The 22158-nt window shown below is 61.7% G+C and carries 20 protein-coding genes and 1 other RNA gene; 13 read left to right on the top strand and 8 right to left on the bottom strand.

Annotated elements, in window-relative coordinates:
• Nucleotides 1-56 precede the first annotated feature (56 nt).
• Nucleotides 57-1799 carry a potassium/proton antiporter gene (locus tag HV822_RS02895; RefSeq protein ID WP_238872173.1) on the bottom strand — a complete coding sequence of 581 codons (1743 nt, stop codon included), beginning with the start codon at nucleotides 1797-1799 and terminating at the stop codon, nucleotides 57-59.
• A gap of 109 nt (nucleotides 1800-1908) precedes the next feature.
• Between HV822_RS02895 and HV822_RS02890 the strand changes: the two genes are divergently transcribed.
• The 7 genes from HV822_RS02890 (at nucleotide 1909) to recR (ending at nucleotide 8735) form a co-directional block, all read left to right on the top strand.
• On the top strand, nucleotides 1909-2559 hold the full coding sequence (locus HV822_RS02890) for a thiopurine S-methyltransferase (RefSeq protein WP_238872171.1): 651 nt from the start codon (nucleotides 1909-1911) through the stop codon (nucleotides 2557-2559).
• A gap of 7 nt (nucleotides 2560-2566) precedes the next feature.
• Complete coding sequence (locus tag HV822_RS02885) at nucleotides 2567-3484, top strand: AEC family transporter (RefSeq protein ID WP_238872169.1); 918 nt, start codon at nucleotides 2567-2569, stop codon at nucleotides 3482-3484.
• 322 nt (nucleotides 3485-3806) lie between these two features.
• Nucleotides 3807-5414, top strand: a complete 1608-nt coding sequence (locus tag HV822_RS02880) for a methyl-accepting chemotaxis protein (RefSeq protein WP_238872167.1) — start codon at nucleotides 3807-3809, stop codon at nucleotides 5412-5414.
• Between the two features lie 69 nt (nucleotides 5415-5483).
• Nucleotides 5484-5580: signal recognition particle sRNA small type (ffs, locus tag HV822_RS02875), an RNA gene on the top strand.
• A 129-nt stretch (nucleotides 5581-5709) separates the two neighbouring features.
• Nucleotides 5710-7788: a DNA polymerase III subunit gamma/tau gene (dnaX, locus tag HV822_RS02870; protein WP_238872165.1), complete on the top strand. Its 2079-nt coding sequence runs from the start codon at nucleotides 5710-5712 to the stop codon at nucleotides 7786-7788.
• Between the two features lie 17 nt (nucleotides 7789-7805).
• Nucleotides 7806-8132, top strand: coding sequence for a YbaB/EbfC family nucleoid-associated protein (locus HV822_RS02865; RefSeq protein ID WP_083726622.1), 327 nt, complete (start codon nucleotides 7806-7808; stop codon nucleotides 8130-8132).
• 3 nt (nucleotides 8133-8135) lie between these two features.
• Nucleotides 8136-8735, top strand: a complete 600-nt coding sequence (gene recR, locus HV822_RS02860; RefSeq protein ID WP_238872164.1) for a recombination mediator RecR — start codon at nucleotides 8136-8138, stop codon at nucleotides 8733-8735.
• A 9-nt stretch (nucleotides 8736-8744) separates the two neighbouring features.
• On the opposite strand, the gene HV822_RS02855 is transcribed toward recR, so the two are convergent.
• The 3 genes from HV822_RS02855 to HV822_RS02845 form a co-directional block, all read right to left on the bottom strand.
• Nucleotides 8745-9608, bottom strand: coding sequence for a pirin family protein (locus tag HV822_RS02855; protein WP_238872163.1), 864 nt, complete (start codon nucleotides 9606-9608; stop codon nucleotides 8745-8747).
• 87 nt (nucleotides 9609-9695) lie between these two features.
• Nucleotides 9696-9989, bottom strand: a complete 294-nt coding sequence (locus tag HV822_RS02850; protein WP_238872162.1) for a hypothetical protein — start codon at nucleotides 9987-9989, stop codon at nucleotides 9696-9698.
• Between the two features lie 166 nt (nucleotides 9990-10155).
• Nucleotides 10156-10404: a YheU family protein gene (locus HV822_RS02845; RefSeq protein WP_238872160.1), complete on the bottom strand. Its 249-nt coding sequence runs from the start codon at nucleotides 10402-10404 to the stop codon at nucleotides 10156-10158.
• 72 nt (nucleotides 10405-10476) lie between these two features.
• Between HV822_RS02845 and HV822_RS02840 the strand changes: the two genes are divergently transcribed.
• Complete coding sequence (locus HV822_RS02840) at nucleotides 10477-11232, top strand: sulfite exporter TauE/SafE family protein (protein WP_238872159.1); 756 nt, start codon at nucleotides 10477-10479, stop codon at nucleotides 11230-11232.
• Here HV822_RS02840 and HV822_RS02835 read toward each other — a convergent pair.
• The 3 genes from HV822_RS02835 to HV822_RS02825 all read right to left on the bottom strand — a co-directional run bounded on the left by HV822_RS02835 (nucleotide 11213) and on the right by HV822_RS02825 (nucleotide 16727).
• A complete protein-coding gene (locus HV822_RS02835; protein WP_238872157.1) occupies nucleotides 11213-13948 on the bottom strand; it encodes a hybrid sensor histidine kinase/response regulator in 2736 nt (911 codons plus the stop codon). The genes HV822_RS02840 and HV822_RS02835 overlap by 20 nt on opposite strands.
• Nucleotides 13949-14031: 83 nt before the next feature.
• On the bottom strand, nucleotides 14032-15999 hold the full coding sequence (mnmC, locus tag HV822_RS02830) for a bifunctional tRNA (5-methylaminomethyl-2-thiouridine)(34)-methyltransferase MnmD/FAD-dependent 5-carboxymethylaminomethyl-2-thiouridine(34) oxidoreductase MnmC (protein WP_238873675.1): 1968 nt from the start codon (nucleotides 15997-15999) through the stop codon (nucleotides 14032-14034).
• Between the two features lie 392 nt (nucleotides 16000-16391).
• Nucleotides 16392-16727 carry a 4a-hydroxytetrahydrobiopterin dehydratase gene (locus HV822_RS02825; protein ID WP_238872156.1) on the bottom strand — a complete coding sequence of 112 codons (336 nt, stop codon included), beginning with the start codon at nucleotides 16725-16727 and terminating at the stop codon, nucleotides 16392-16394.
• Nucleotides 16728-16925: 198 nt separating this feature from the next.
• Between HV822_RS02825 and HV822_RS02820 the strand changes: the two genes are divergently transcribed.
• The 5 genes from HV822_RS02820 (at nucleotide 16926) to HV822_RS02800 (ending at nucleotide 21519) form a co-directional block, all read left to right on the top strand.
• A complete protein-coding gene (locus HV822_RS02820; RefSeq protein ID WP_238872154.1) occupies nucleotides 16926-17792 on the top strand; it encodes an HPP family protein in 867 nt (288 codons plus the stop codon).
• A 92-nt stretch (nucleotides 17793-17884) separates the two neighbouring features.
• A complete protein-coding gene (locus tag HV822_RS02815; RefSeq protein WP_238872152.1) occupies nucleotides 17885-18865 on the top strand; it encodes a DMT family transporter in 981 nt (326 codons plus the stop codon).
• 40 nt (nucleotides 18866-18905) lie between these two features.
• Nucleotides 18906-19217 carry a BolA family protein gene (locus tag HV822_RS02810; RefSeq protein WP_238872150.1) on the top strand — a complete coding sequence of 104 codons (312 nt, stop codon included), beginning with the start codon at nucleotides 18906-18908 and terminating at the stop codon, nucleotides 19215-19217.
• Nucleotides 19218-19640: 423 nt separating this feature from the next.
• Nucleotides 19641-20561, top strand: coding sequence for an oxygen-dependent tRNA uridine(34) hydroxylase TrhO (gene trhO / locus HV822_RS02805; RefSeq protein WP_238872148.1), 921 nt, complete (start codon nucleotides 19641-19643; stop codon nucleotides 20559-20561).
• 316 nt (nucleotides 20562-20877) lie between these two features.
• Nucleotides 20878-21519 carry a DsbA family protein gene (locus HV822_RS02800; RefSeq protein ID WP_238872146.1) on the top strand — a complete coding sequence of 214 codons (642 nt, stop codon included), beginning with the start codon at nucleotides 20878-20880 and terminating at the stop codon, nucleotides 21517-21519.
• Nucleotides 21520-21525: 6 nt separating this feature from the next.
• Here HV822_RS02800 and HV822_RS02795 read toward each other — a convergent pair whose 3' ends face one another.
• Nucleotides 21526-22116, bottom strand: a complete 591-nt coding sequence (locus HV822_RS02795) for a UPF0149 family protein (RefSeq protein ID WP_238872144.1) — start codon at nucleotides 22114-22116, stop codon at nucleotides 21526-21528.
• Nucleotides 22117-22158: the final 42 nt, after the last annotated feature.

The following is a 22158-nucleotide window of genomic DNA, read 5'->3' as shown; positions in this document are numbered from 1 at the left end:
AACCCTGACATCATGTGAAGGTCAAGCGGGAGCTTGTGCCTGCGTCAAAGCGTCTCCTAGAACCCCAGGACCGGCCCTCCGCCGTTGCCGAGTTTGAGGCCCACCTTGAGGATCCAGTCGTTGTCCATTGCCGCCACTACCCAGGTGTGGCCCTCCCATTCGATCTGGTCGCCTACCACCGGATGTCCGCCGAACTGTCGGCTGAAGAAGGCCGCCAGGGTGAGCTCGCGCATGCCCTCGGGCACGGCAATACCGTAGAACTTGCCCACTTCGCCAAGCTGCGCCTCGCCTTCAAGGATAAAGTCCCCGAAGAAGCTGCGGCTCTCAAGTCGCCGCGGCGGCTGCGCCTTGCTGAACAGCTTGGACAGGGCCGGCAGGTCGCGCGGGCGGCCCACCACGCAGAGCACATCGCCCAGGGCGAGTTGGGTACTTCCGGTCGGATGCAGCAGGTGGTCACCGCGAAATAGCGCGGCAATGCGGGTGTCGTGGGGCATTTTCAGGTCGCGCAGGGCCACGCCGACACACCAGTTGGCGTTGTCTAACTGGTACACCAGTAGTTCAAAGTCGCCGTCAATAGCGGTGTCCAGGCTGGTTCGTTGCAGCGGCTCTGGCTGGGGCGGAATCTCTACCTTGCACAGGCGCGCGGCGAGTGGCAGCGAGGAGCCTTGCAACAGCAGTGACACCAGCACCACCACGAAGGCCAGGTTAAACAGCAGCTGCGCCTGTTCCAGGCCCGCCAGCAGCGGGAAGATGGCGAGAATGATTGGCACCGCACCACGCAGGCCTACCCAGGCGATAAACAGCCGCTCGCGCCAGGAGAAAACGAAGGGCGCCAGACAGATGAGCACCGCGATGGGGCGGGCGACAAAAATCAGGAACAGCGCGATCAGCACGGCCGGCAGGGCGATGATGACCATTTCGCTCGGCGTCACCAGCAGGCCGAGCATCAGGAACATGCCAATCTGGCTGAGCCAGGCCATGCCGTCCTGCACCTGCAGGATATTCTGCAGGTTGCGCACACGGTTGTTGCCCAATATCAGGCCGGTCAGATAGATAGCCAGAAAGCCGCTGCCGCCGATCTTGTTGGTGGCGGCAAAGACCATGATGGCGCCACTGGTAATCAGCAGGGGATAAAGGCCAGCTGGCAGGGTGACACGATTGACCAGCCAGACCAGTCCGAAGCCGCCGGCCAGACCGCACAGGGCGCCAATACCGAACTGCTCGATCAGCAGCAGGGCGAAAGACCAGCTGAAGCTGGTTTGCCCGTTGGCGAGCATCTCGACCAGGGTGATGGTCAGGAAAATGGCCATCGGGTCGTTTGACCCCGATTCGATCTCCAGAGTGGCACCCACGCGTTGCTTGAGATTCAGCCCTTTGCCCTGTAGTAGAGAGAACACCGCCGCCGCGTCAGTTGAGCCGACAATCGCGCCCAGTAGCAGGCCCTGAAGCCAGTGCAGCTCCAGAATCCAGGCAGTAAGGGCACCGGTTAACGCCGCGCTGATCAGCACTCCGACGCTGGCCAGCGACATGGCTGGCCATAGACCCACGCGGAAATTCTCGACCCGGGTGCGCATGCCGCCATCGAGCAAAATTATGGCCAGCGCCAAGCTGCCGATGACAAACGCGGTGTTGGCGTCTTCGAATTGGATGCGGCCAATACCGTCGACCCCGGCAAGCATGCCGATGATCAGAAAGATCAACAGCAGCGGAATGCCCAGCCGCGATGACAGCGAGCTGGCCAGCACGCTGAAACAGAGCAGCACGGCACCGATCAGAAATAGGGTGTTGATATAGTCCATGGAGGTGACTCGACGGCGGGTTACCCGAACCTTTGCACTATATCGTCTATGCCCCGGAGCAGTAAAAAAAATACTGTATAGTCAATGCATTGTAAGCAGTGAGGTGATTATGGACGCAGCATTCTGGCAGCAGCGCTGGCAACTGGGAGAAATCGGCTTTCACAAGGCGGCAACCAATCCGCTGTTGCAGCAGTGGTGGCCGCGTCTGGCGCTGACTGGCGCAGAGTCTGTGTTGGTGCCGCTGTGCGGCAAGTCGCTTGACCTGTTGTGGCTGCGTGCGCAGGGGCACTCGGTGCTGGGTGTTGAGCTGGCGCGCAGCGCCCTAGAGGCCTTTGATGCTGAACACGGGCTGGCGCTGGCGTGGAGCCATGAGGGCGACTTTGCCGTAGCGCGGGGTACCGGCTTTGAGCTGTTGTGCGGTGATTACTTTGCCTTGCAGGCGGAGCACCTTGCCGGTGTGGCGGCGGTGTATGATCGCGCGGCCCTGATCGCGTTGCCACCGGCCATGCGAGAGCGTTATGTCGCCCAGTTGCGCAACCTGTTGCCGGAGGGCTGGAAAATGCTGCTGGTGACCCTGGACTATCCTCAGGAGCAGCGCCCCGGTCCGCCTTTCAGCGTACCGGATGCGGAGGTACGGGCGCTGTATCACGGCTGCCGTATCGACGTGCTGGATGAGCAGGACGTACTGGCTGACCACGCGGTTTTCGCCAGCCAGGGTATGCAGTCACTGGTTGAACGGGTCTATCTCATTTCTGCCTGAGGCCTCGATGCTCGCCGCGTTTGCCCTGCTGTACAAACTGCTGCCGCTGTATGTGACGGTTGGCCTTGGGTGGCTGGCTGGTCGCTATCTAGAGGCCAGTGGTCGCCACATAGCCGGCATCATGATGTATATCGTCACGCCGTCGGTCGTCTTTGCCGGCGTTATGCGGGCGCCGCTGTCGCCTGAAGTCATTGCGTTGCCGTTTCTGACCTTTGCCTTGTGCAGCCTGCTTGGCTGGCTGCATCTGCTGGTGGCGCGGCGCTGGTTCCCCAACGCTGGCGCCAATATGATTCCGTTGGCCGTGGGTACTGGCAACACGGGGTATTTTGGTATTCCGGTGGCGTTGCTGCTGTTCGGCGAGCAGGGGCTGTCGATCTACATCGTGTGCATGCTGGGCACTACTCTGTTTGAAACCTCGGTGGGTTTTTACCTGGCGGCCCGCGGACGCTTCGGTATTCGCGACTGCCTGCTGAAGGTCGCACGCCTGCCGTCGTTGTACGCGTTTTTTCTGGCCGTGCTGCTCAACAGCGCGGGCCTGTCGATCCCCGATGCCTTTGTTCCGCTGTTTGATAACCTGCGTGGTGCTTACAGTGTGTTCGGCATGATGATCATCGGTATGAGTATTCTCAGTTTCCAGGGGCTGGCTGGGGACCTGCGATTTACCGGGCTGGCGCTGCTTGGCAAGTTTGTCAGCTGGCCTTTGATGGCGCTGGCATTCTGCTGGTTCGACAGTCATGTGACCCAGCTGTATGGGCAGGCCGTCTATCAGGCCATACTGCTGATCTCCATCACCCCCATCGCCGCCAACACGGTGGTCATTGCGACCTTGCTCGATACCCATCCCAGGCAGGTGGCTGGTACCGCCTTGCTGAGCACTCTGGTGGCGCTGCTGTACATCCCGCTGATGATTGCCTGGCTGTTTTGATGTCGCGGTGACGGTATTTCGTGGTCAACCCGAAAACAGCCGGAAAAGTGACAGAAAACGGTTAATGCTGCTGCCGGTTCGGTCGATAACCGAGGTAAGGAAACACAACGGAAGCGCACCGGTACAGGTGCTGCGCACTGGTAATACAGGGCGCAAGGAGGATGTTAGCGCTTCCGGAGGGTGCAGGGCTACGCACCTGGTTGCTGTCGGTGTGGCGGAAGCTGACCGAGCCTGTTTCAGGGAACAACCGGCCTTTGGCGGCCTTTTTCTGCCTGCGTCTGCGACAAGAGTGATAACCACTATGCTTAGCCTGATTCGAGATATGAGTTTTCGTTGGAAGTTAACCATCCCCCTGCTGATCCTTGCGGCGTTGCTGGCCTTGTCCGGAGTGTTCGCGTTTTGGGCATTGGCGACGGTGGAGGCGAGGTTGACTCGAGTAGCCGCCGAGCTGCTGCCCCAAAGCAGTCTGGTGCTTGAGGCTGATCGTGATCTGTATCAGGCGTTGAGCGCAGAGCGGGCCATTATCGCTGGCGTACGCAGCGCCGGGCTGGACGCCGAGCTGAGCGACAATCTGCAGCAGGCCAACGATCGCATTGCTCGCTACAGCGAGGCTACCGACTCTGTCGAGGGCAAGGCGTTGGCCGCCGAGTTCACCCGGGCGTTTGCTACCTGGAAGGCGACCGTCATGGAGAACGCCAGGCTCGCGCGCAGCGGCGCTGCCGCCCAGGCCTCCGATATCAGCTACGGGCGTGGCTATGAAGAGTTCTCTCGCGCACGCGACCTGATTGATCAGATGACCGGCCTGGTCAACCGTCAGGCTGATGCCGAAGAGAGGGAGGCTGCGGCCGATGTCAGCGCCAGTCACGCGCGTGTTGCGACGGTGCTGGTAGTGGGCGGCATTGTCTGTCTGCTGATGATTGTGTTTTTCCCGGGGCTGATTACCAGCCCGTTGCGCGAGCTGTTGCAGCGCATCCGTGACATTGCCGATGGTGAAGGCGATCTCACCCAGCGCGTAGTCGTGCATTCCAACGACGAGCTGGGCGCCCTGAGCCGGGCCTTCAATGCCTTTCTCGAACAACTGCAGACGCTGATTCGTCAGGTGGCCGATTCAACCTTGCAGGTCGCCTCGGCGGCCGAGCAGATGAGCGCCATCTCGACCGGCCAGGAAAAACTGGTCAACGATCAGTACATGGCGGTTGATCAGGTCAGTACTGCTGCCACCGAAATGAGCGCGGCCATTCACGAAGTCGCCGACAATGCGCACAGCACCGCCGACGCGGCCCGCGAGGCCGATCGCCAAGGGCACGAAGCTTCGGACGTGGTGTCAGCCACCATGAATGACCTGCGCCGTCTGGCCGCCGACGTCGAAGAGGCTGCCGGGGTGATCAACAATCTGGAGCAGGATACCGACAAGATCGGTGGCGTGCTCAGTGTGATCGAAGGCATCGCCGAGCAGACCAACCTGCTGGCGCTGAACGCCGCCATTGAGGCGGCACGGGCCGGTGAGCAGGGCCGCGGCTTTGCGGTGGTGGCCGATGAAGTCCGGGCCCTGGCAGCGCGCACCCAGGACTCGACCCGCGATATTCAGCAGATGATCCAGAAGCTGCAGTCGGGCACCGGCCAGGCGGTAGCCGTCATGCAGCGCGGCGCCGAGCTGGCAGCGCAGAGCGTTGAAAAGGCAGGTGCGACCGAGTCGTCACTGAATGAGACGTCGGCCTCGGTGATGCGTATCAACGATATGGCCGCGCAGATTGCCGCGGCCTGTGAAGAGCAGAGCCAGACGACCGAAGATATCGCCCGCAACATCAGCGGCATCCGCGACCTCTCCAACCAGGCTGCCCAGTCTTCACAGGAGAGCCGTGATGCGAGCAACGCGCTCGCACGGCTGGCCTCTGGCCTGCAGCAACAGGTTGGGCGCTTTCAAACCTGAGGGTTGTAAGTTATCCGCAAGCCGTTACAATAGCGCGGCCCGAGCATGCTCGGGTCGCTATGGTGGCCCCGTCGGTCCCCTCGCAATGATCAGCCGTGAACCCGGTCAGGCCCGGAAGGGAGCAGCCGCAGCGGTCATATCGTGTGCCGGGGTGTGGCTGCGGGGCCGCCTCCATTTTATCTCCCCCGATTCCCTTTCCTGTTACCTCAGCCTGACGCTGTTGTCGCTCGCAATGTAGCGCCGGCTTGGGTACATTAGCCGCTTGCATTCGACCGAACGGAAACGAACAGAGCCAATGAGTTATCAGGTACTTGCCCGCAAATGGCGTCCGCGCCTGTTCCGTGAAATGGTCGGCCAGACCCATGTGTTGCAGGCGCTGATCAACGCGCTCGACAACAACCGTCTGCACCATGCCTATCTGTTTACTGGTACACGCGGTGTCGGCAAGACCACTATTGCGCGTATTCTCGCCAAATGTCTTAACTGCGAGGCCGGTGTCAGCTCGGAACCCTGCGGTACGTGTTCATCTTGTCTGGAGATTGATCAGGGCCGCTTTGTTGACCTGATTGAGGTCGACGCAGCCAGCCGCACCAAGGTAGAGGACACACGTGAACTGCTGGAAAACGTGCAGTACGCGCCAACGCGGGGGCGCTTCAAGGTCTATCTGATCGACGAAGTGCACATGCTCTCCAGCCACAGTTTCAACGCACTGCTGAAAACGCTGGAAGAGCCGCCCGAGCACGTCAAGTTCCTGTTGGCCACCACGGACCCGCAAAAGTTGCCGGTCACTATCCTGTCGCGTTGCTTGCAGTTTTCCCTGAAGAACATGCCGCCGGAAAAGGTGGTTGAGCACCTTCAGCACGTGCTTGGCGAGGAGCAGATCGGCTTTGACCAGGAGTCGCTGTGGCTGCTGGGGCGTGCCGCCGATGGCTCGATGCGTGATGCGCTGAGCCTGACTGACCAGGCCATTGCCTTTGGTAATGGCCAGTTGCAGGTGGCCGAAGTGCGCAACATGCTGGGCACCATTGACCATGGCCAGGTGTTTTCCGTACTGGAAGCGCTGATTGCTGGTGACGCACGTGCGCTGATGGCGGCGGTGGCTGAGCTGGCAGAGCAGGGCGCCGACTTTTCCGGTGTGTTGGCCGAGCTGATTTCAACCTTGCAGCGCGTCGCCATGGCCCAGGTAGTGCCTGAGGCAACCGACAACAGCCTGGGTGACCAGCAGCGTGTGCTGGCGCTGGCCGGACAGGTCAGCGCCGAGGACGTGCAGCTGTTCTATCAACTGGCACTGCATGGGCGTCGTGACTTGCCGCTGGCGCCGGAGCCGCGTGGCGGCCTGGAGATGGCGCTGCTGCGGATGCTGGCCTTCCGGCCTGGTACGCTGGCGGATGTGCGGCCGACTGGCCAGGTGGTGCCGCCGGGTGATGTGCCGGAAAAGCCGGCGGGGTCCAGTCCGGCCAAGACTGAACCCGAGACAGCCCAGGCAGCAACAGCGTCGGCTGTTGCGCCTGTTGCCTCTGCCGCATCTAATCCTGCTGCACCTGCACCTGCACCTGCACCTGCACCTGCACCTGCACCTGCACCTGCACCTGCACCTGCACCTGCACCTGCACCTGCACCTGCACCTGCACCGGAAGCTGTCCCTGCCGCCGAGCCGCCAGCCGCCGTTGCTGAGCCCGATGTTGCTCAGGCTAAGCCAGCCATGCCCGAGCCGGAGCCCGCGCCCGAAGCGGTACAAGCCAAGCCTGACCCGGTCAGCCACCCGATCAGTTCGACCACGCCGGTCAAACCGCCGCAGGATGAGCCGCCCGCTGACTGGATGGACGGCCCGCCGCCGGATGACAGTGGGATGGCTGAGGGCGATGATGACGACCTGGACGTCGCCCAATATATGGATGACTGGCAGCTGCCGGATACCGAACAGCAGGCCGCTGCGGAAGAAGCACAGGACGCCATCAGTGATTTGCCGCCGGCCACCGGACTCGCCGCCGACTGGCTGGCCCTGTTCGAGCGCCTGGGGCTGAGCGGTCTGACCCAGAGCATTGCCGCGCATTGTCAGCTGGTCGGCCGTGAGCAGGGCAATTGGACCTTGCATCTGGACCCGGGGCATAGTGCGCTGTACAACGAGAATCACCGCAAGCGCCTGGAACAGGCTATTAGCACGGTGCAGGAGCAACCGGTGCAACTGCTGGTTGAGGTGGCTGCGCCCACCCAGGAAACGCCGGCCGTAGCCGCCGCCCGGCGCAAGGCGGCCCGACAGCGCGCTGCCGAGCAGAGCATTGCCACCGATACCCTGGTGCAACGCTTGCAAAGCGACTTTGCTGCCCATATCTGTGAAGGAAGCATCCGTCCATTGGATGCACCCGCCAACTGAACTACGAGGATAGCGTCATGATGAAAGGTGGCATGGCAGGCCTGATGAAGCAGGCCCAGCAAATGCAGGAAAAGATGGCCAAGATGCAGGAAGAGCTGGCCAACATGGAAATCACCGGCCAGTCTGGCGCGGGCCTGGTCTCCGTGCTGATGACCGGCCGCCACGATGTGCGTCGTGTCAGCATTGACGACAGCCTGATGCAGGAAGACAAAGAAGTGCTCGAAGACCTGATCGCAGCCGCTATCAACGATGCGGTGCGCAAGCTTGAGCAGACCAACCAGGAAAAGATGGCCGGCTTCACCGGGGGCATGAACCTGCCCGACGGCTTCAAGATGCCGTTCTGATCCATGGCCTTCAGTCCGCTTATCCGGCAAATGGTCGACGCTCTGCGCGGCCTGCCGGGCGTCGGCCCCAAGACGGCCCAGCGCATGGCCTTGCACTTGCTGGAGCGTGATCGTGCGGCGGCGGCTCATCTGGCGCAGGCGCTGCAGTCTGCCATTGACGGCGTGGGCTACTGCACCCGCTGTCGGACGCTGAGCGAGACCGATATCTGCTCGCTGTGCAGTGATCCGCGCCGCGACGACAGTCTGCTCTGCGTATTGCAGAGCCCGGCTGATGTCTGGGCGGTGGAGCAGGCTGGCGGCTATCAGGGCCGCTACTTTGTGCTCAAGGGGCACCTGTCGCCGCTTGATGGCATGGGGCCGGAAGAGATTGGTGTGCCAGCACTGCTCGATTGTCTGGAGGGGCGCGCGGTGACGGAAGTCATTCTGGCAACCAATCCGACCGTAGAGGGCGAGGCAACCGCGCATTACATCGCCGGCTTGCTGCGCCCCCGTGGTATCAAGGTGTCTCGCATCGCCCATGGCGTACCGCTGGGTGGTGAGCTGGAGTACATCGACGGCGGTACACTGGCCCACGCACTCGCGGGCCGTACCCAGATTCTCTGAGGCGCGCGCTCAGTCGGTTAGCTGACCAAGCTGGTAATCGCGCACCGCCTGACGTATTTCAGCTTCCGTATTCATGACGAACGGGCCGTACTGCACAACCGGCTCGCCGATTGGCTTGGCCGCCATCAGTAGCAACCGGGTGTCGGCCGACTGCGCTGTCAGGCGCACCAGCTCTCCATCGCTCAACAACCCCAGCTGGCCACGCGTCAGCGTGGCTGGCGTGTCGTTGCCGTCGACAGCCACCGCCCCTTCGTACACGTACAGCAGGGTGGTATGGCCGACGGGCGTCGGCAGTTCCTGTGTCTGGTCTGCGCCCAGTTGCAGGTCGATATACAGTGGCTGAGTCTTGCCGCCCTGGATTGGCCCTTGCACGTTCTGGTCTGCCAGTGCCAGGTTGCCGGCGATCAGCTTGAGCTGGCCGCCGCCCTTTAACCGCACCACGGGAAAGGCGTCGGGCGGCAAGTCCTGGTAGTGTGCAGGTTGCATTTTTTCGGCGGCGGGCAGGTTCAGCCAGAGCTGGAAGCCGCGCATGCTGCCGTGATCCTGCTGCGGCATCTCGGAGTGGATGATGCCGCGCCCCGCGGTCATCCACTGTACGCCACCTGGGCCGAGCAGGCCGCGATTGCCGAGGTGGTCCTCATGCAACATGCGACCTTCAAGCATGTAGGTGACGGTCTCAAAGCCACGGTGCGGGTGGGACGGAAAGCCGCCAATGTAGTCGGCAGCTTCGTCGGAGCCAAACTCGTCCAGCATCAGGAAAGGGTCAAGGTGCCGGCTGTCGGCGCCGCCGAATACACGGGTCAGGCGCACACCGTCCCCGTCGCTGGCGGGTTGACCGGTGCGGCTACTGAGCAAACTGCGATAGTGGATCATGGCGCATCTCCTCAACCAGGTTATGCGCCATTGTATTAACGGAAAAATTGATTGAATAACGCAAGATATGCGTTATTCGTATCGATTTTATTGATCGTTTTGCAGTGCTTCGGTGACGGGATGTTCAGCGTTGAGTTCATCGATGATGCGCTGATAGCCCTGGCAAGAGTCATAACGCCCGTTAGCCGGATCCTGCTCTTGCAGGGCCTTGAGGCGTGCGTTCAGCTCTTCGGCCTTGCCCGGCTGGTCCTTGGTGCGGTCATAGATCAGCTGTGCCAGGTGTTCGCCCTTGGCGATGGCCTCTTCGGGGGTGCAGGCCTGGGCTGAGAAGGTGCTCAGGCTCAGCAGGCCGCCCAGGGTCCAGATTGCGAGTGTTTTCATTGTTACCTCATGCGGGCACACGGAAGTCCTCCATGTTAGCTGCTGCGGGCCCAGGCTCCAAGCGCCGATGACCCTGGAGCTGGTGGCTGCGCTGAAATGTCACAGCACGGTAGCGTTGCTGAACACCGCGCGCCCCGCAGGGTACAAGGGCATTGGCAAGCGCTCGCTATTGCTGATCTGCTTGGAATGCGCGCAGCATCTCGGCGGGAATGCTGTGGCGATGCGCCAGGCTGGTATCGCCGGTATCTGGATGAAAAACGATCAGCACATCACCCTTCTCCAGGATGCGCCGTACCTGCAGCACTCGCCGTTCAAGGCTGTCTTCATAGCCGTTGTCAGTACCGTCGCGGGTTACAAAGTCTTCCAGCAGGGCGTCGAGGGTGGTGGGTTCCAGCATCTGGTAGGGGATCAACATACGTCTGATTCTCGGCTGACGTGTGGATTCTCAATGGTACACTTGCGGCCTTTTCCAGCCTATTGTTGCGCCATGATTACCGACCCGTTTTTCTACCTGTGTGCCATTCCTGCCGTTTTGTTGTACGGCATCGCCAAGGGCGGCTTCGGCGGCAATATCGCGATTGTTTCGGTGCCGCTGATGGCGTTGGTGGTGGCGCCGCAGCAGGCCGCAGCTATTCTGCTGCCGATTCTCTGTTTGATGGATCTGGTTGCCCTGCGCACGTTCCGGGGGCGCTGGGATCGCACCAATTTGCGCATCATTTTGCCGGCAGCGATGGTGGGCGTACTGATCGGAGCGCTCACCTTCAGGTTGATGAACGAGCAGCATATTCGTCTGTTGATCGGGGTTATTGCGGTCAGCTTTGTGATCAATGCCTGGTGGCGTCGTGATCAGAGCCAGGCGCGACCGGCCAGCCCCTGGCGAGGTCGTTTCTGGGGCATGCTGTCTGGTTTTACCAGCTTCGGCATTCATGCCGGCGGCCCGCCGATCAATGTCTATATGCTGCCCCAACGGCTGGAGAAAACCTTGCTGATGGGCACATTGGCGGTGTTCTTCACGCTGGTGAATTGGGTCAAGGTGCCGGCGTATCTGTACCTTGGCCAATTTTCTGCTGAGAACCTGCTGACGTCGCTGGTGCTGATGCCGCTGGCGCCTATTGGGGTGCGTTGCGGCTTTTGGTTGCTGCAGCGCAGTAATGAGAAGCTGATCTATCAGCTGTGCTATGTCTTCCTGCTGCTGACCGGTGGCAAGCTGCTGGTCGAGGGGGTTATGGGGTTATTGGCCTGACCAGCCGGCGCAGGCAGGCAAACAACTGCTGGCTCTCCACGGGTTTGGCAAGGTAGTCATCCATGCCCGCGGCCATGCCTTCCAGGCGGTGGCTGTCCAGCACATGGGCGGTGAGTGCCACAACCGGCACGCGGGGCAGGTGCTCGCGCTGCTCATGGGCACGGATGCGCCGGGTCGCTTCAAAGCCGTCGACACCCGGCATCTCGCAATCCATCAAGATCAGGCTGTAGCTGGCCGGGGCTGCGCGATAACGCTGCAGCGCTTGCGCGCCGTTGGCTGCCATGTCCAGGCTGTAGCCGGCCTTTTCCAGCAGGCTGCGCACAACCAGCTGGTTGACCGGGTTGTCCTCGGCTACCAGCAGGTGGCCGCGCGTTGCCTCGGCCTGTGGTTCGACGACCGGCGCCTGTGCGGCCGTGCTTCCCGGCTCCAGCAGTTGGCGCAAGAGTTCGCGCAGCTGTGAAGGCAATAGTGGCGTTGTCTGTTCCAGGCGGGGGCTTTGAGCGCCGTTTAATGGGCGGTGATCATCCAGGGCACGCAGCAATAGCACCGGCTCGGCGATTTGCGACAGCAGAGACTGCAGCTGGTCGATGGTTAAACCCTGACTGTCGATCAACCAAAACGCGCAGCTGTCCTGCTCCGGGTCAGCTTGAGAAAGCACGCGATAACCCAAGCGTTCGAGTTGGCGGCGATAGTTCTGCAGGGCATCAGCATGACGTGCAACCAGGCCGGCAAGCGGCTGTTCGCCGAGCGCTGGGGCGGCTGTCGACTTGGATGCAGGTAGCGTCACGCTGACGCAGATGCGGGTGCCTTCGTCCGGTGTGCTGTCCAGTTGTATATCTCCGCCCATCAGCCGCGCCAGCTCCTGACTGATGGCCAGTCCTAGCCCGGTGCCGCCGTAACGTCGGGTGGTGCTGCTGTCGGCTTGGGTAAAGGAGCGGAACAGTTGTCTCTGGGATTGTTCGGGGATGCCGATGCCGGTATCGCTGATCGTAAACCGCAGCTGCCAGCGTTCGCCGTTGCCGTCGGGTTGACCGTCGAGTAGCAGGCTGACGTGGCCCTGCTCTGTGAACTTGAAGGCATTACTCAGCAGGTTCATCAGAATCTGCTTGAGGCGGGTAGGGTCGCCCACCAGTTGTTGGGGCAACTCGGGCGCGACGCTGCAATACAGGTTCAACTGTTTTTCTGCCGCCTGGGCGGTGAACAGGCTGGCGACGTCAGAGGTCAGTTCATCCGGATCGAAGGCCAGCGCCTCCAGCTCGACCCGGCCGGATTCCAACCGGGCAAAGTCGAGGATGTCGTTGATGACGGTCAGCAGGGTGTTGCCGGATTTGCTGATGGTGTCCAGATAAAAGCGCTGCCGATTGTCCAGCCGGGTGCCGCCCAGTAGTTGCAGCATGCCCAGCACGCCGTTCATGGGCGTGCGTATCTCGTGGCTCATGCGCGCGAGGAAACGGCTTTGCGCTTGACTTTCCAGACGTGCCTGACGGGCTGCCTCATCGGCATGGAAGCGCGCTTCCTTGAGCACATTGATGCGATCAGCGAGCCCCAGCGACAGCAGGATCATTTCGGCGCAGGTGCCAATCTTTACCCAGTGAGAGCCGTAGCTAATGCCAGGTAGCTCGTACCCCAGCGAACCGGCGGTCGATAGCATCAGCGACACCAGCAGCAAGCTCCAGGCCAGGGTGTAGTAGGAGCCGTAGCGAAAACCCTTGCGCCAGACGTACAGGCCGCTGCACAGCAGCATGATGGAGCTGACGAGTACGAACAGGCTGGCCATGCTGTTGTACAGGCTAGTGCTGATCAACGGCAGGCTGATCATCGCCAGAAGCACCAGCCCAATGGCGCAGCGCAGCATCAGGTCCAGCAGGGGAAACTGTTCTCGAGTGTGCAGGAAGTGCCGGCTGAACTGCGTGGAGACAGCGCAGTGCAGGAACATCAGCGTGTAGATGGTGAGCGTTTGTACCGGCACGCTGGCGCTCACCCACTTCCAGGCCAGGCCGTCGAAAGTGGCAATAAACAGCACCATGTTGAGCAAGTACAGGAGATACCAGACGTAGGTCAGCTCGCGCAGCGAGGACAGGAGAAACAGGTTGTAGGCCAGCAAGCCCAATAGCACGCCGTAGAACAGACCATGCAAGAGCATACTGCTTTCCAGCTGTGCGCTGCTGCCCGGCCAGCTGGCGTAGTAGAGCGGCACAAACAGGGTGCTGCTGGTATTTACCCGCAGCATAAAGCGGTGCACGCCGGGCGACAGTTCCAGGGGAAACCAGTGGTTGCGCACGGCGACAGAGCGCTCGCTAAACGGCTGGTGATCGCCGCCGGTCTGCTCAAGTAACTGGCCGTCAGGCGTCAGTTGGTAGAGGTTAAGTTGGTCCAGCAGGGCGTAATCGAGTTGCAGCACGCCTTGAACGGGTTGTGTGTCAGGGTTGTGCAGGGCGAATGTCAGCCACAAGGTTGACTGGTTCTTGCCTTCGTTGACGAAGCGAGAGGTGACCGGACGCCACGGGAGATGCTGGCTGCCGCTGAGTAACTGGCGAGCGTCGAGCCTATCTGTTGGATCTTCCAGCATGAAGACCTGGTGGGCCAGGCTGATGCGCGGGCTGTACTGATCCACCTCGACCGGCGTTGGTTCCGGTGTGGTGGCGAGGTGGGGCTGTGCGTAGGCAAGACTGCTGCACAGCACCCAAAACAAGAGGAGTAGACAGCAAAGACGCATGTACTGGTTTCCGCCCGGCTGCTGGTTCCATTGTATTTTTTGCTTTCCGGCAGCGCTGTTCTGGATGCTAGCACAAGGCCGTATCAGCCACCCTGCCGGCGCCGGGCTTTCGGACGGTCGGTGGCATTCTGGCGCACCAGCTGTCGCAGCAGAAAACGCGACGGGTGCACGGCTTCGGCCAGTTCCCGCGGCAGCGGTAGTGGCTCGTTGCCCATCCAGGCGGCCAGCAGCTCGCCGCTCAACGGCGCACTGATCAGGCCGCGTGAGCCGTGGGCGATGTTGACGTAGAGCCCGTCATGCCAGGGCGCGGGGCTATCCGGTCGGGCAGAGGCGTCCTTGCCGAGGATGGCGTAGTCGCGCGCAAAGTCATTGGCGGCTGCCAGCGGGCCGATCAGTGGCAGGTAGTCGGGGCTGGTGCAGCGCAGGCCCACGCGGGCACCGCTGATTGGCGCCTGCTGCAGCACCTGATGCAGCGCTGGCGACAGTTTTTCCAGCAACTGCAGATTGTGCTGGTCCTCTTCGCCGCTTGGCTCCAGATCCAGGCGGTCAAAGCGAAAGCTGGCCCCTAGGTGATGCGTGCCCTCGCGGTTGGGCGAGATATAGCCATCGGCGCACAGCACGGTGCGCAGGGTGGCGCTCTCGCTGGTGGCTGGCAGGTGGGTGATTTGTCCGCGAATGGCCTTAAGTGGCAGGTGCGTGCTCTGGCTGAAAGCTCCTGTGTCCTGTGCGGTACAGAGGACCACGCAGGCAGCGCAGGCCAGTGTTTCACCCTGCGGGTCTAGCACCTTCCATTGGGTGTCGACGCGTTGCAGCTGCAGCGCCTGGCTGTGGGTTTTTACCTCGATCAGCGGGTGCTGCAGCAATGTCCGGCACAGGGTTGGCGGGCTGACCCAGCCGCCGCCGGGAAACCACAGCCCTGGGTGCTCGATAGCCACACCGGCGGTGGTGCTCGCTTGGGAGGCATTGAGGGCCTGCAGAAAACTTGTTGGATAGCCCTGACTGGCGAGCCCCTGTTGTCGTTGCTGTTCGCGCGCGTCACCGCCCAGTTGCAGCACGCCGCACTGTTGCCAGCTGTCCGGACCTTCTGGCAAGGCCCGTGCCAGCAGGCGCAGACTGTACTGATAGCTGCTTTGCACAAAGCGCGACAGCGGCGGGTGATGGGGTGACAGCTTGCAGTACAGGATGCCCTGGGGGTTGCCAGACGCGGCCTGTGCTATCTCGGCCTGGCGCTCCAGCAGCGTCACTTGCCAGCCGCGCCGGGCCAGCGCATGGGCGCTGCAGGCGCCGGCCAGGCCGCCGCCAATCACCACCGCCCGACGATCAGCGGCGCTGCCCGGTCGGGCAAACCAGGGCGCCTGCCAGGCCTTCTGCGGCGACTGTTCCAGCTGCCCGCAAAGCATCTCGCGTTTGCGGCCATAGCCTTTCACCTTGCGCATGGCGAAGCCGGCAGCCTGCAGACCCCGTCTAACGTCGCCAACACTGGTGAAGGTGGCAACGGTAGCGCCCGGGCGAGACAGCTCGGCCATGCGCTGGTAGAGCGCGGGCTGCCACATTTGCGGATTGCGTGCCGGTGCAAAGCCGTCAAGAAACCAGGCGTCGACTGGCGCATCGAGCTGCGGCAGGGTGTCGAACAGGTCGCCAATCAGCAGCGTCAGGGTGATGCGGCCAGCGCCTAGCGAAAAATGCTGCCAGCCGGCAGTCAGGTCTCGATACTGGGCGAGCAACTCATCGGCGTAGGTGCGCAGTTCTGGCCAGATGGTCAGTGCACGTTGCAGGTCTGTCCGGCTGAGGGGGTACTTTTCAGTGCTGACAAAATGCAGGTAGGTATCCGGTGGCGCGCAGGCGTCCCAGCGCTGCCAGGCCGCAAGGAAGTTCAGGCCGGTGCCAAAGCCGGTCTCTGCAATACAGAAGTGTTCGCCAGCAGACAACGCGCGCCAGCGCTCGGCCAGCTGGTTGTGCTGCAGAAAGACATGTCGGGTTTCGTCCAGGCCGCTATCGCGTGAGAAATAGACATCGGCAAAGCGGGTAGAGAACGGCTGATCGCCGTCCATCCAGGTCAGGTCGGCTGATTCAACTGGGGTGTGGCTCACAATGGCTCCGGGCAGCTGGGCATGGGCGCCATTGTATCCGGGCATCAACCCAGATTGGGCAAAATCAGCAACAGCCAGGTGGCCAGTACAACCAGGGCCACGGTGGACCACTTGGCCTTGTAAAACGGTTTCATGGCGTACGCCTTCTTGTTTTTATTGGATCGGCGCCTTGTGAGCACCTTGGGGTGCCTGCTCTTGGTGAGAGGTGGCACCGGTGGTGGAGGCTATTGCCAGCACCCAATCCTCTTTATAGCACGCTGCAGGGCGCCGTCGATGCCAGGGATGTGACAGTGTTAGACAAATTGGCTACAAGAATGTGGATTAGCACAGCAACACGCGATGAACTGCGCTGATCAGGTTTGCTGAAAGAGGCGCTCGGTGCGTGCCGCCATGGTCAGATCGTTGGTGTGCACGCCGCCAGCGTCGTGGCTCCACCAGCTGGCGCTGACCTTGCCCCACTCCAGTAGCAGGGCCGGGTGGTGATTCTGGGCCTCGGCCAGCGCGCCGACCTGATTGACAAAGGCCAGTGCCTGAGCAAAGTCGGCAAACCGGTATACCCTTTCAATACGCGGTACAGCGGCTTGTTCGTTCAGTGTCCAGTGGGGCAGGGCATCCAGCTGCTGGCGTACCTCAGTGAGGCTGAGAATGGGCTGGCCTTGGGTCAGTGGGCGGTCGGCGAGGTCGGTCATGAGGGGGCTCCGATCAGTAACAGCCCCTAGCATAGCAGCCAAGCCTGTCTGTGATAGGTAGCCACAAGGGTGCGTCAGGTATCATGTCGGCCTAACTGGAAGGGAGAGGGATTGCGGGTGATTCGCGTGCGGTGGTTTCGCAGGGGGCTGCGCTTTTTGGGCTGGCGGCCTGACAGCACTAGTCACCGGGAAAAGCTGGTGTCTGCGCTCGGCACGACGCTCGCGCTGATTTTGCTGTATGGGGTTACCCATCTGGTGATGGCCGAGGCAGCGCTCTGGGTGACCGGGTCCATGGGTGCCAGCGCGGTGCTGGTGTTTGCCATGCCCCACGGCACGCTGTCACAACCCTGGTCGGTGATTGGTGGGCACGTGTTGTCAGCTGCTTTTGGCGTGGCCTGCGTGCAGTGGCTGCCGCCCGGCTTCTGGCTGGCCGCGCTGGCGGTGGGCGGCAGCGTGGTCATCATGATGTATGCCCGCTGCCTGCATCCGCCTGGCAGTGCGACAGCGATGATTGTGGTGTTGGGTGGGCCGCAGATCACCCAGGCCGGGTTTGCCTTCGTGGTGTACCCGATTCTGCTCGATGTGCTGGTTATCGTGCTCTTTGCCGTAGCCTTCAATGCGCTGTTTGAGGGGCGACGCTACCCGCTGCCGTTGGTGCGTCATCAGGTGTCTCGCGCGCCAGGCATTGCCCCGGAAGACTTTGAGCACGCGCTGAAGCAGATGAATGCCTATATGGATATCGACTTTGACGATCTGTTGCGTCTGGTCGAGCTGGCCAACAACAACGCGCAAAGCAAGGGGGTAGCCGCTGCAGACCTGGTGACCGGTGCCTATTACAGCAACGGTTTGCCTGGACGCAACTGGTCCGTGCGCGAAGTGCAGCAGGTGGTCAACCGGCCAGGCCGAGCAGGGCGGGTGCGCTACCGTATCGTTAAGGGCGCTGGTGAGGGTGGCAATGGCATCTGCCGGGTCAGTGAGTTTGTGCGCTGGGCACGTTACCGGGTCGAGCCCGACGAACAGCGGCGGGTGTGGCGCCGGGTGACGGGCGAAGAGGAAAGTAGCTGACCGGTACAGTTGCCGTTGCAAACTGTCACTGTCGATGATTGCAGCGTCTTTCTACAATGGGGCTCTTGTTCTCCCTTCCTTGAGTTTTCCCCATGCACGTCTCCTCCGGGCGCTGGCTCTATGGTTTTCTATTGGCGTTGACCACCACCTTGCTGTGGGGCGTACTGCCGATCATGCTCAAGCAGGTGCTGCAGGTTATGGACCCTTACACCGTGACCTGGTATCGCCTGCTCAGTGCCGGGCTGGTGCTGTTCTGCTGGCTGGCCGCCAAGCGGCGTTTGCCCTCTATTACGGCCCTGTCGGGGCGCAATCGCGGGCTGCTGGTGGTGGCCATTCTGGGGCTGGCCTTCAATTACGTGCTGTATCTGATGGCGCTGAATCGCCTGTCTGCCGGCACTATGCAGCTGATTATCCAGACGGCGCCGGTAATGCTGATGCTGGGCAGTATGCTGGTGTTTCGTGAGCGCTTTGGCCTGGGGCAGGTGTTGGGGTTGCTGGTGCTGCTGCCGGGCTTTGTGCTGTTCTTCAACCAGCGACTGGCTGAGCTGCTGTCGCAGATGAGCAGTTACACCCTGGGCATTCTGATCGCGCTGGCATCGGCCTTTAGCTGGGCGCTCTACGGCTTGGCGCAGAAGCAGCTGCTGACGGTCTGGTCGTCGGTTACGGTCATGATGGTCATCTACTTGTCTTGCGCGCTGCTGATCTGGCCGCTGGCCAGTCCTGCGCAAGTCTTGCAATTGTCCAGCCTGCAGGCCTGGCTGCTGCTGGGCTGCTGCCTGAATACGCTGGTGGCCTACGGCGCCTTTGCCGAGGCGCTGGCGCATTGGGAGGCGTCGCGGGTTAGTGCAACGGTGACCACAACACCGCTGTTCACCTTCTCCATGGTGGCCTTGGGCGCGATGCTCTGGCCCGGCCTGATCGAACCTGAAGTGCTCAACAATCTCGCTTATGTAGGCGCGCTGCTGGTGGTGTTGGGCTCGGCGCTGATCGCGCTGGCGCCCAGCCTGATTCAGAATTTGCGCCAACGTCGCCTGCGCCGCCTGAGCGTCACGCCACCACCGGCCGGTTCCTGAGTTAGACTAGCGGACCGTGAAACCGCCACAGGAGACAGCCATGTCGACGACCCAGGAAGCCCTGCACCAAGCGCTGCAGGCGCTGCAGCCCAGTCATCTGGAACTGATCAACGAAAGCTACATGCATAGCGTGCCGCCGGGCTCGGAATCGCATTTCAAGGCGGTCATCGTCAGCGAGGATTTTGCCGGGTTGAACGCCGTGAAACGACACCAAGCGGTGTATCGCGCCCTAGGTGAACTGATGCAGCGTATTCATGCCCTGGCGCTGCACACCTACACGGCAGAGGAATGGCAGCAACGCCAACAGGCGCCAGACTCGCCCAATTGTCTGGGTGGCAGCAAGCGCGGTTGATGGGCTTGGCCTGATTTTAGCTTCTGCCATCACTCTAGCCGGACGCGGAGCCTCCTGACAGACATTCCCACGCGGAGCGTGGGAATGATCAGCTAGGGTGGAGTGTGCACGGAATCCAGTCCCGTTTACGCGGGCGAGCAACGCAGCGGACCCGAAGGGCCGCGTAGCCGGGTGCCCCGGGGGATCGCTAAGGGGGGCTGGGCAAGCAGCCCCCCCTTGGCTCGCCGTAAAGGCGAAAGGCTGACCAGGCGAATGGCACAATCGTCAGGTCTAGCTGAGCATGCTTGTGGGAACGTCCAGCCAGTGGGCTTCTTTCCTTGCCTCCACAACGTCCCCATTTCTCGAACCCCCCCATTTTTTGCTAGAATCGCCGCCCCCAACGGTACGCCCTTTACGCGGGCGCCCACTGAAGAAGAGGTATGCATGTCTGCAATTGTTGTTGTGGCACTCTACAAGTTCGTCCGTCTGGATGACTATCAAGCCCTGCGCCAGCCCCTGCTGGACGTGATGACCGCCAACGGCGTGAAAGGCACTCTGCTGCTGGCCGAAGAAGGCATCAACGGCACTATCGCCGGCCCCCAGGCGGGCATGGCAGCGGTGCTGGACTGGCTGCGCAGTGACGACCGCCTGAGTGATCTGGAGTACAAGGAGTCCTTTTGCGACGAGATTCCGTTCTACCGCACCAAGGTCAAGCTGAAGAAGGAAATCGTCACCCTGGGCGTTGAGGGTGTCTCGCCAACGCGCAAGGTAGGCACCTATGTCGACGCCAAGGACTGGAATGCGCTGATCAGCGACCCGGAGGTACTGCTGATCGACACCCGCAACGACTATGAGGTGTCAATTGGTACCTTTGAGGGTGCCATCGACCCGCAAACCAAGACCTTTCGTGAGTTCCCCGAGTACGTGCGCGAGCACTTTGACCCAAAACGTCACAAAAAGGTGGCAATGTTTTGTACCGGCGGCATCCGTTGCGAAAAGGCGTCCAGCTATATGCTTGAGGAAGGCTTTGGTGAGGTGTTTCACCTCAAGGGCGGCATTCTCAAGTATTTTGAGGATGTGCCGGCCGAAGAGTCGATGTGGAATGGCGAGTGCTTTGTGTTCGATAACCGCGTGACCGTGCGGCACGATCTGGCACCGGGCTCCTTCGATCAGTGCCACGCTTGCCGCCACCCGGTCTCGGCTGAGGACAAGGCGTCAAGCCAGTACGCTGAGGGCATCAGCTGCCCGCACTGCTACGACAGCTTGCCGGAGAAGACCCGCCAGCGCGCCGAGGAACGTCAGCGGCAGATTGAACTGGCCAAACGCCGCAACGAGCCGCATCCTATCGGCAAACCCGCTAGGTAGGGTCTGTTGACGTTTCGTTCGCCAGCCTGTTGCTGCCTGTAAAGCCGCCAATCAAGGAGCGAGGAGCGTAGTTTGGTCACTCCAAATAAGTGACGAGTGACGCCGAGTGGCGGCTTTACAGGCGCAACCCTCAGGGCCGGGGCCATTTTTTGGCCATGCTGCGTTGTCGGTCGCTTATGTAGAGCGACTACACTGCGCTTCCTCCGCCTTGCCTGGCCAAAAAATGGCCTCCGGCAGGCGGGCGAACGAAACGTCAACAGACCCTCGCCTCACCCAACGCCCACCGGGACGACTGACCACCGCAGGAGATGCACCGATGCAGCAGCGCCTTATCCACGTCATGGACCCCATGTGTTCCTGGTGCTGGGGGATGGCGCCGCTGCTTGATCGTATCCGCCAGCGCTGGCCTGATCTGCACTTGCATTTGATGCCCGCCAGCTTGCGCGCCAACCATGGCGCGCCGCTGGATCAGCACTCGCGTCAGGCGCTGGCCGCGCACTGGCAGGCGGTCGCCAGCCTCAGTGGCCAACCCTTTGGTGATCCGCAGGCGCTACCCGCCACCCTGGTCTACGACACCCGGCCCGCCAGCCGTGCGCTGATTGTGGCGCGTGAGCTTGACCCGGCGCTTGGCTGGGCCTTCGCCCGGGCGTTGCAAGAAGCGTTTTATGTGGCAGGGCAGGATGTGACGCAAACGGCGGTGCTGGTCGCAGTGGCCGAGGCAACCGGATACGACGCCGGGGTGTTTGCCGAGCGCTTTGATGCCCCGGCCAGTGCCGAGCGGCTGGAGCGGGACTTGCAGTGGGTCGAGGGCTTGGGGTTGGCCGAGCTGCCGATTCTGTTTGGCGAGCGTGACGGCCAGCTGGCGCTGCTGAGTACCGGCTATCGCCCGGAGGCGGATGTGCTGGCGTTGTTGGAGCGCTGGCTGGCGGCCGGGGAAGGCCGCCAGTCGGTCGCCTGATCTTTGTTAGCGGCGCTTGGTGATCAGCGCCGGCTTCTGCTTCTCTTCTGGCGCGTTGAACAGCAGGAAGAGTTGGGTCAGTACCTGGGGAATGTGCTCAGCCATATCCTCTACCATGTCTTCGTCTTCATGGATTTCGGCAAATTCGGGCTGATCGGCAAACAGCCCCGAGCCAACCATGATGGGCAGCAACAACTCGCTGACCAGCTCTTCATCATTGCTGAACCAGGCTTCCTCGCGTAGGAAAACGCCTTCCATAAAGCCGATGCACCAGCTGCGCAGGTCGGAGTAGTCCGGCTCGTCACCCAGCGTCAGCTCGCACGGCAGTTCCAGGTCTTCGTCGCTGGCCAGCTCACGGGCGATGCGCGTTTTGAGCTCCAGCAGCGTGCCTTCAATGGCTGCCTGCTGCGCGTCGTCTGCATAATCGGGCGTCTCGGCAAACAGCTCGGCGAGCATTTCCGCGTCCTCTACCACCTCGGGGCTGATCGCCAGGGCGGTGAGATAGCCGCAGGCGGCCATGTAGTCCAGCGCTTCGTCGTGCAGGTCGTCGGCGTCCAGGAATGCTTGCAGGCGCTGGAGCTGGTCGGTAAAGGACATGGGGACACCTCTCTATCAATTGTCCCGGCATTTTACGCATGC

Origin of the sequence: Halopseudomonas maritima, from assembly GCF_021545785.1 — a bacterium.
Lineage (GTDB): Bacteria > Pseudomonadota > Gammaproteobacteria > Pseudomonadales > Pseudomonadaceae > Halopseudomonas > Halopseudomonas maritima.
This window is presented reverse-complemented; position numbering and strand designations above follow the sequence as displayed.

Excerpts from the sequence above, each read along its gene's own strand:
- HV822_RS02895 (WP_238872173.1), bottom strand. The coding sequence starts at position 1,799 with ATGGACTATATCAACACCCTATTTCTGATCGGTGCCGTGCTGCTCTGT.
- HV822_RS02890 (WP_238872171.1), top strand. The coding sequence starts at position 1,909 with ATGGACGCAGCATTCTGGCAGCAGCGCTGGCAACTGGGAGAAATCGGC.
- HV822_RS02885 (WP_238872169.1), top strand. The coding sequence starts at position 2,567 with ATGCTCGCCGCGTTTGCCCTGCTGTACAAACTGCTGCCGCTGTATGTG.
- HV822_RS02880 (WP_238872167.1), top strand. The coding sequence starts at position 3,807 with ATGAGTTTTCGTTGGAAGTTAACCATCCCCCTGCTGATCCTTGCGGCG.
- dnaX (WP_238872165.1), top strand. The coding sequence starts at position 5,710 with ATGAGTTATCAGGTACTTGCCCGCAAATGGCGTCCGCGCCTGTTCCGT.
- HV822_RS02865 (WP_083726622.1), top strand. The coding sequence starts at position 7,806 with ATGATGAAAGGTGGCATGGCAGGCCTGATGAAGCAGGCCCAGCAAATG.
- recR (WP_238872164.1), top strand. The coding sequence starts at position 8,136 with ATGGCCTTCAGTCCGCTTATCCGGCAAATGGTCGACGCTCTGCGCGGC.
- HV822_RS02855 (WP_238872163.1), bottom strand. The coding sequence starts at position 9,608 with ATGATCCACTATCGCAGTTTGCTCAGTAGCCGCACCGGTCAACCCGCC.
- HV822_RS02850 (WP_238872162.1), bottom strand. The coding sequence starts at position 9,989 with ATGAAAACACTCGCAATCTGGACCCTGGGCGGCCTGCTGAGCCTGAGC.
- HV822_RS02845 (WP_238872160.1), bottom strand. The coding sequence starts at position 10,404 with ATGTTGATCCCCTACCAGATGCTGGAACCCACCACCCTCGACGCCCTG.
- HV822_RS02840 (WP_238872159.1), top strand. The coding sequence starts at position 10,477 with ATGATTACCGACCCGTTTTTCTACCTGTGTGCCATTCCTGCCGTTTTG.
- HV822_RS02835 (WP_238872157.1), bottom strand. The coding sequence starts at position 13,948 with ATGCGTCTTTGCTGTCTACTCCTCTTGTTTTGGGTGCTGTGCAGCAGT.
- mnmC (WP_238873675.1), bottom strand. The coding sequence starts at position 15,999 with ATGGACGGCGATCAGCCGTTCTCTACCCGCTTTGCCGATGTCTATTTC.
- HV822_RS02825 (WP_238872156.1), bottom strand. The coding sequence starts at position 16,727 with ATGACCGACCTCGCCGACCGCCCACTGACCCAAGGCCAGCCCATTCTC.
- HV822_RS02815 (WP_238872152.1), top strand. The coding sequence starts at position 17,885 with ATGCACGTCTCCTCCGGGCGCTGGCTCTATGGTTTTCTATTGGCGTTG.
- HV822_RS02810 (WP_238872150.1), top strand. The coding sequence starts at position 18,906 with ATGTCGACGACCCAGGAAGCCCTGCACCAAGCGCTGCAGGCGCTGCAG.
- trhO (WP_238872148.1), top strand. The coding sequence starts at position 19,641 with ATGTCTGCAATTGTTGTTGTGGCACTCTACAAGTTCGTCCGTCTGGAT.
- HV822_RS02800 (WP_238872146.1), top strand. The coding sequence starts at position 20,878 with ATGCAGCAGCGCCTTATCCACGTCATGGACCCCATGTGTTCCTGGTGC.
- HV822_RS02795 (WP_238872144.1), bottom strand. The coding sequence starts at position 22,116 with ATGTCCTTTACCGACCAGCTCCAGCGCCTGCAAGCATTCCTGGACGCC.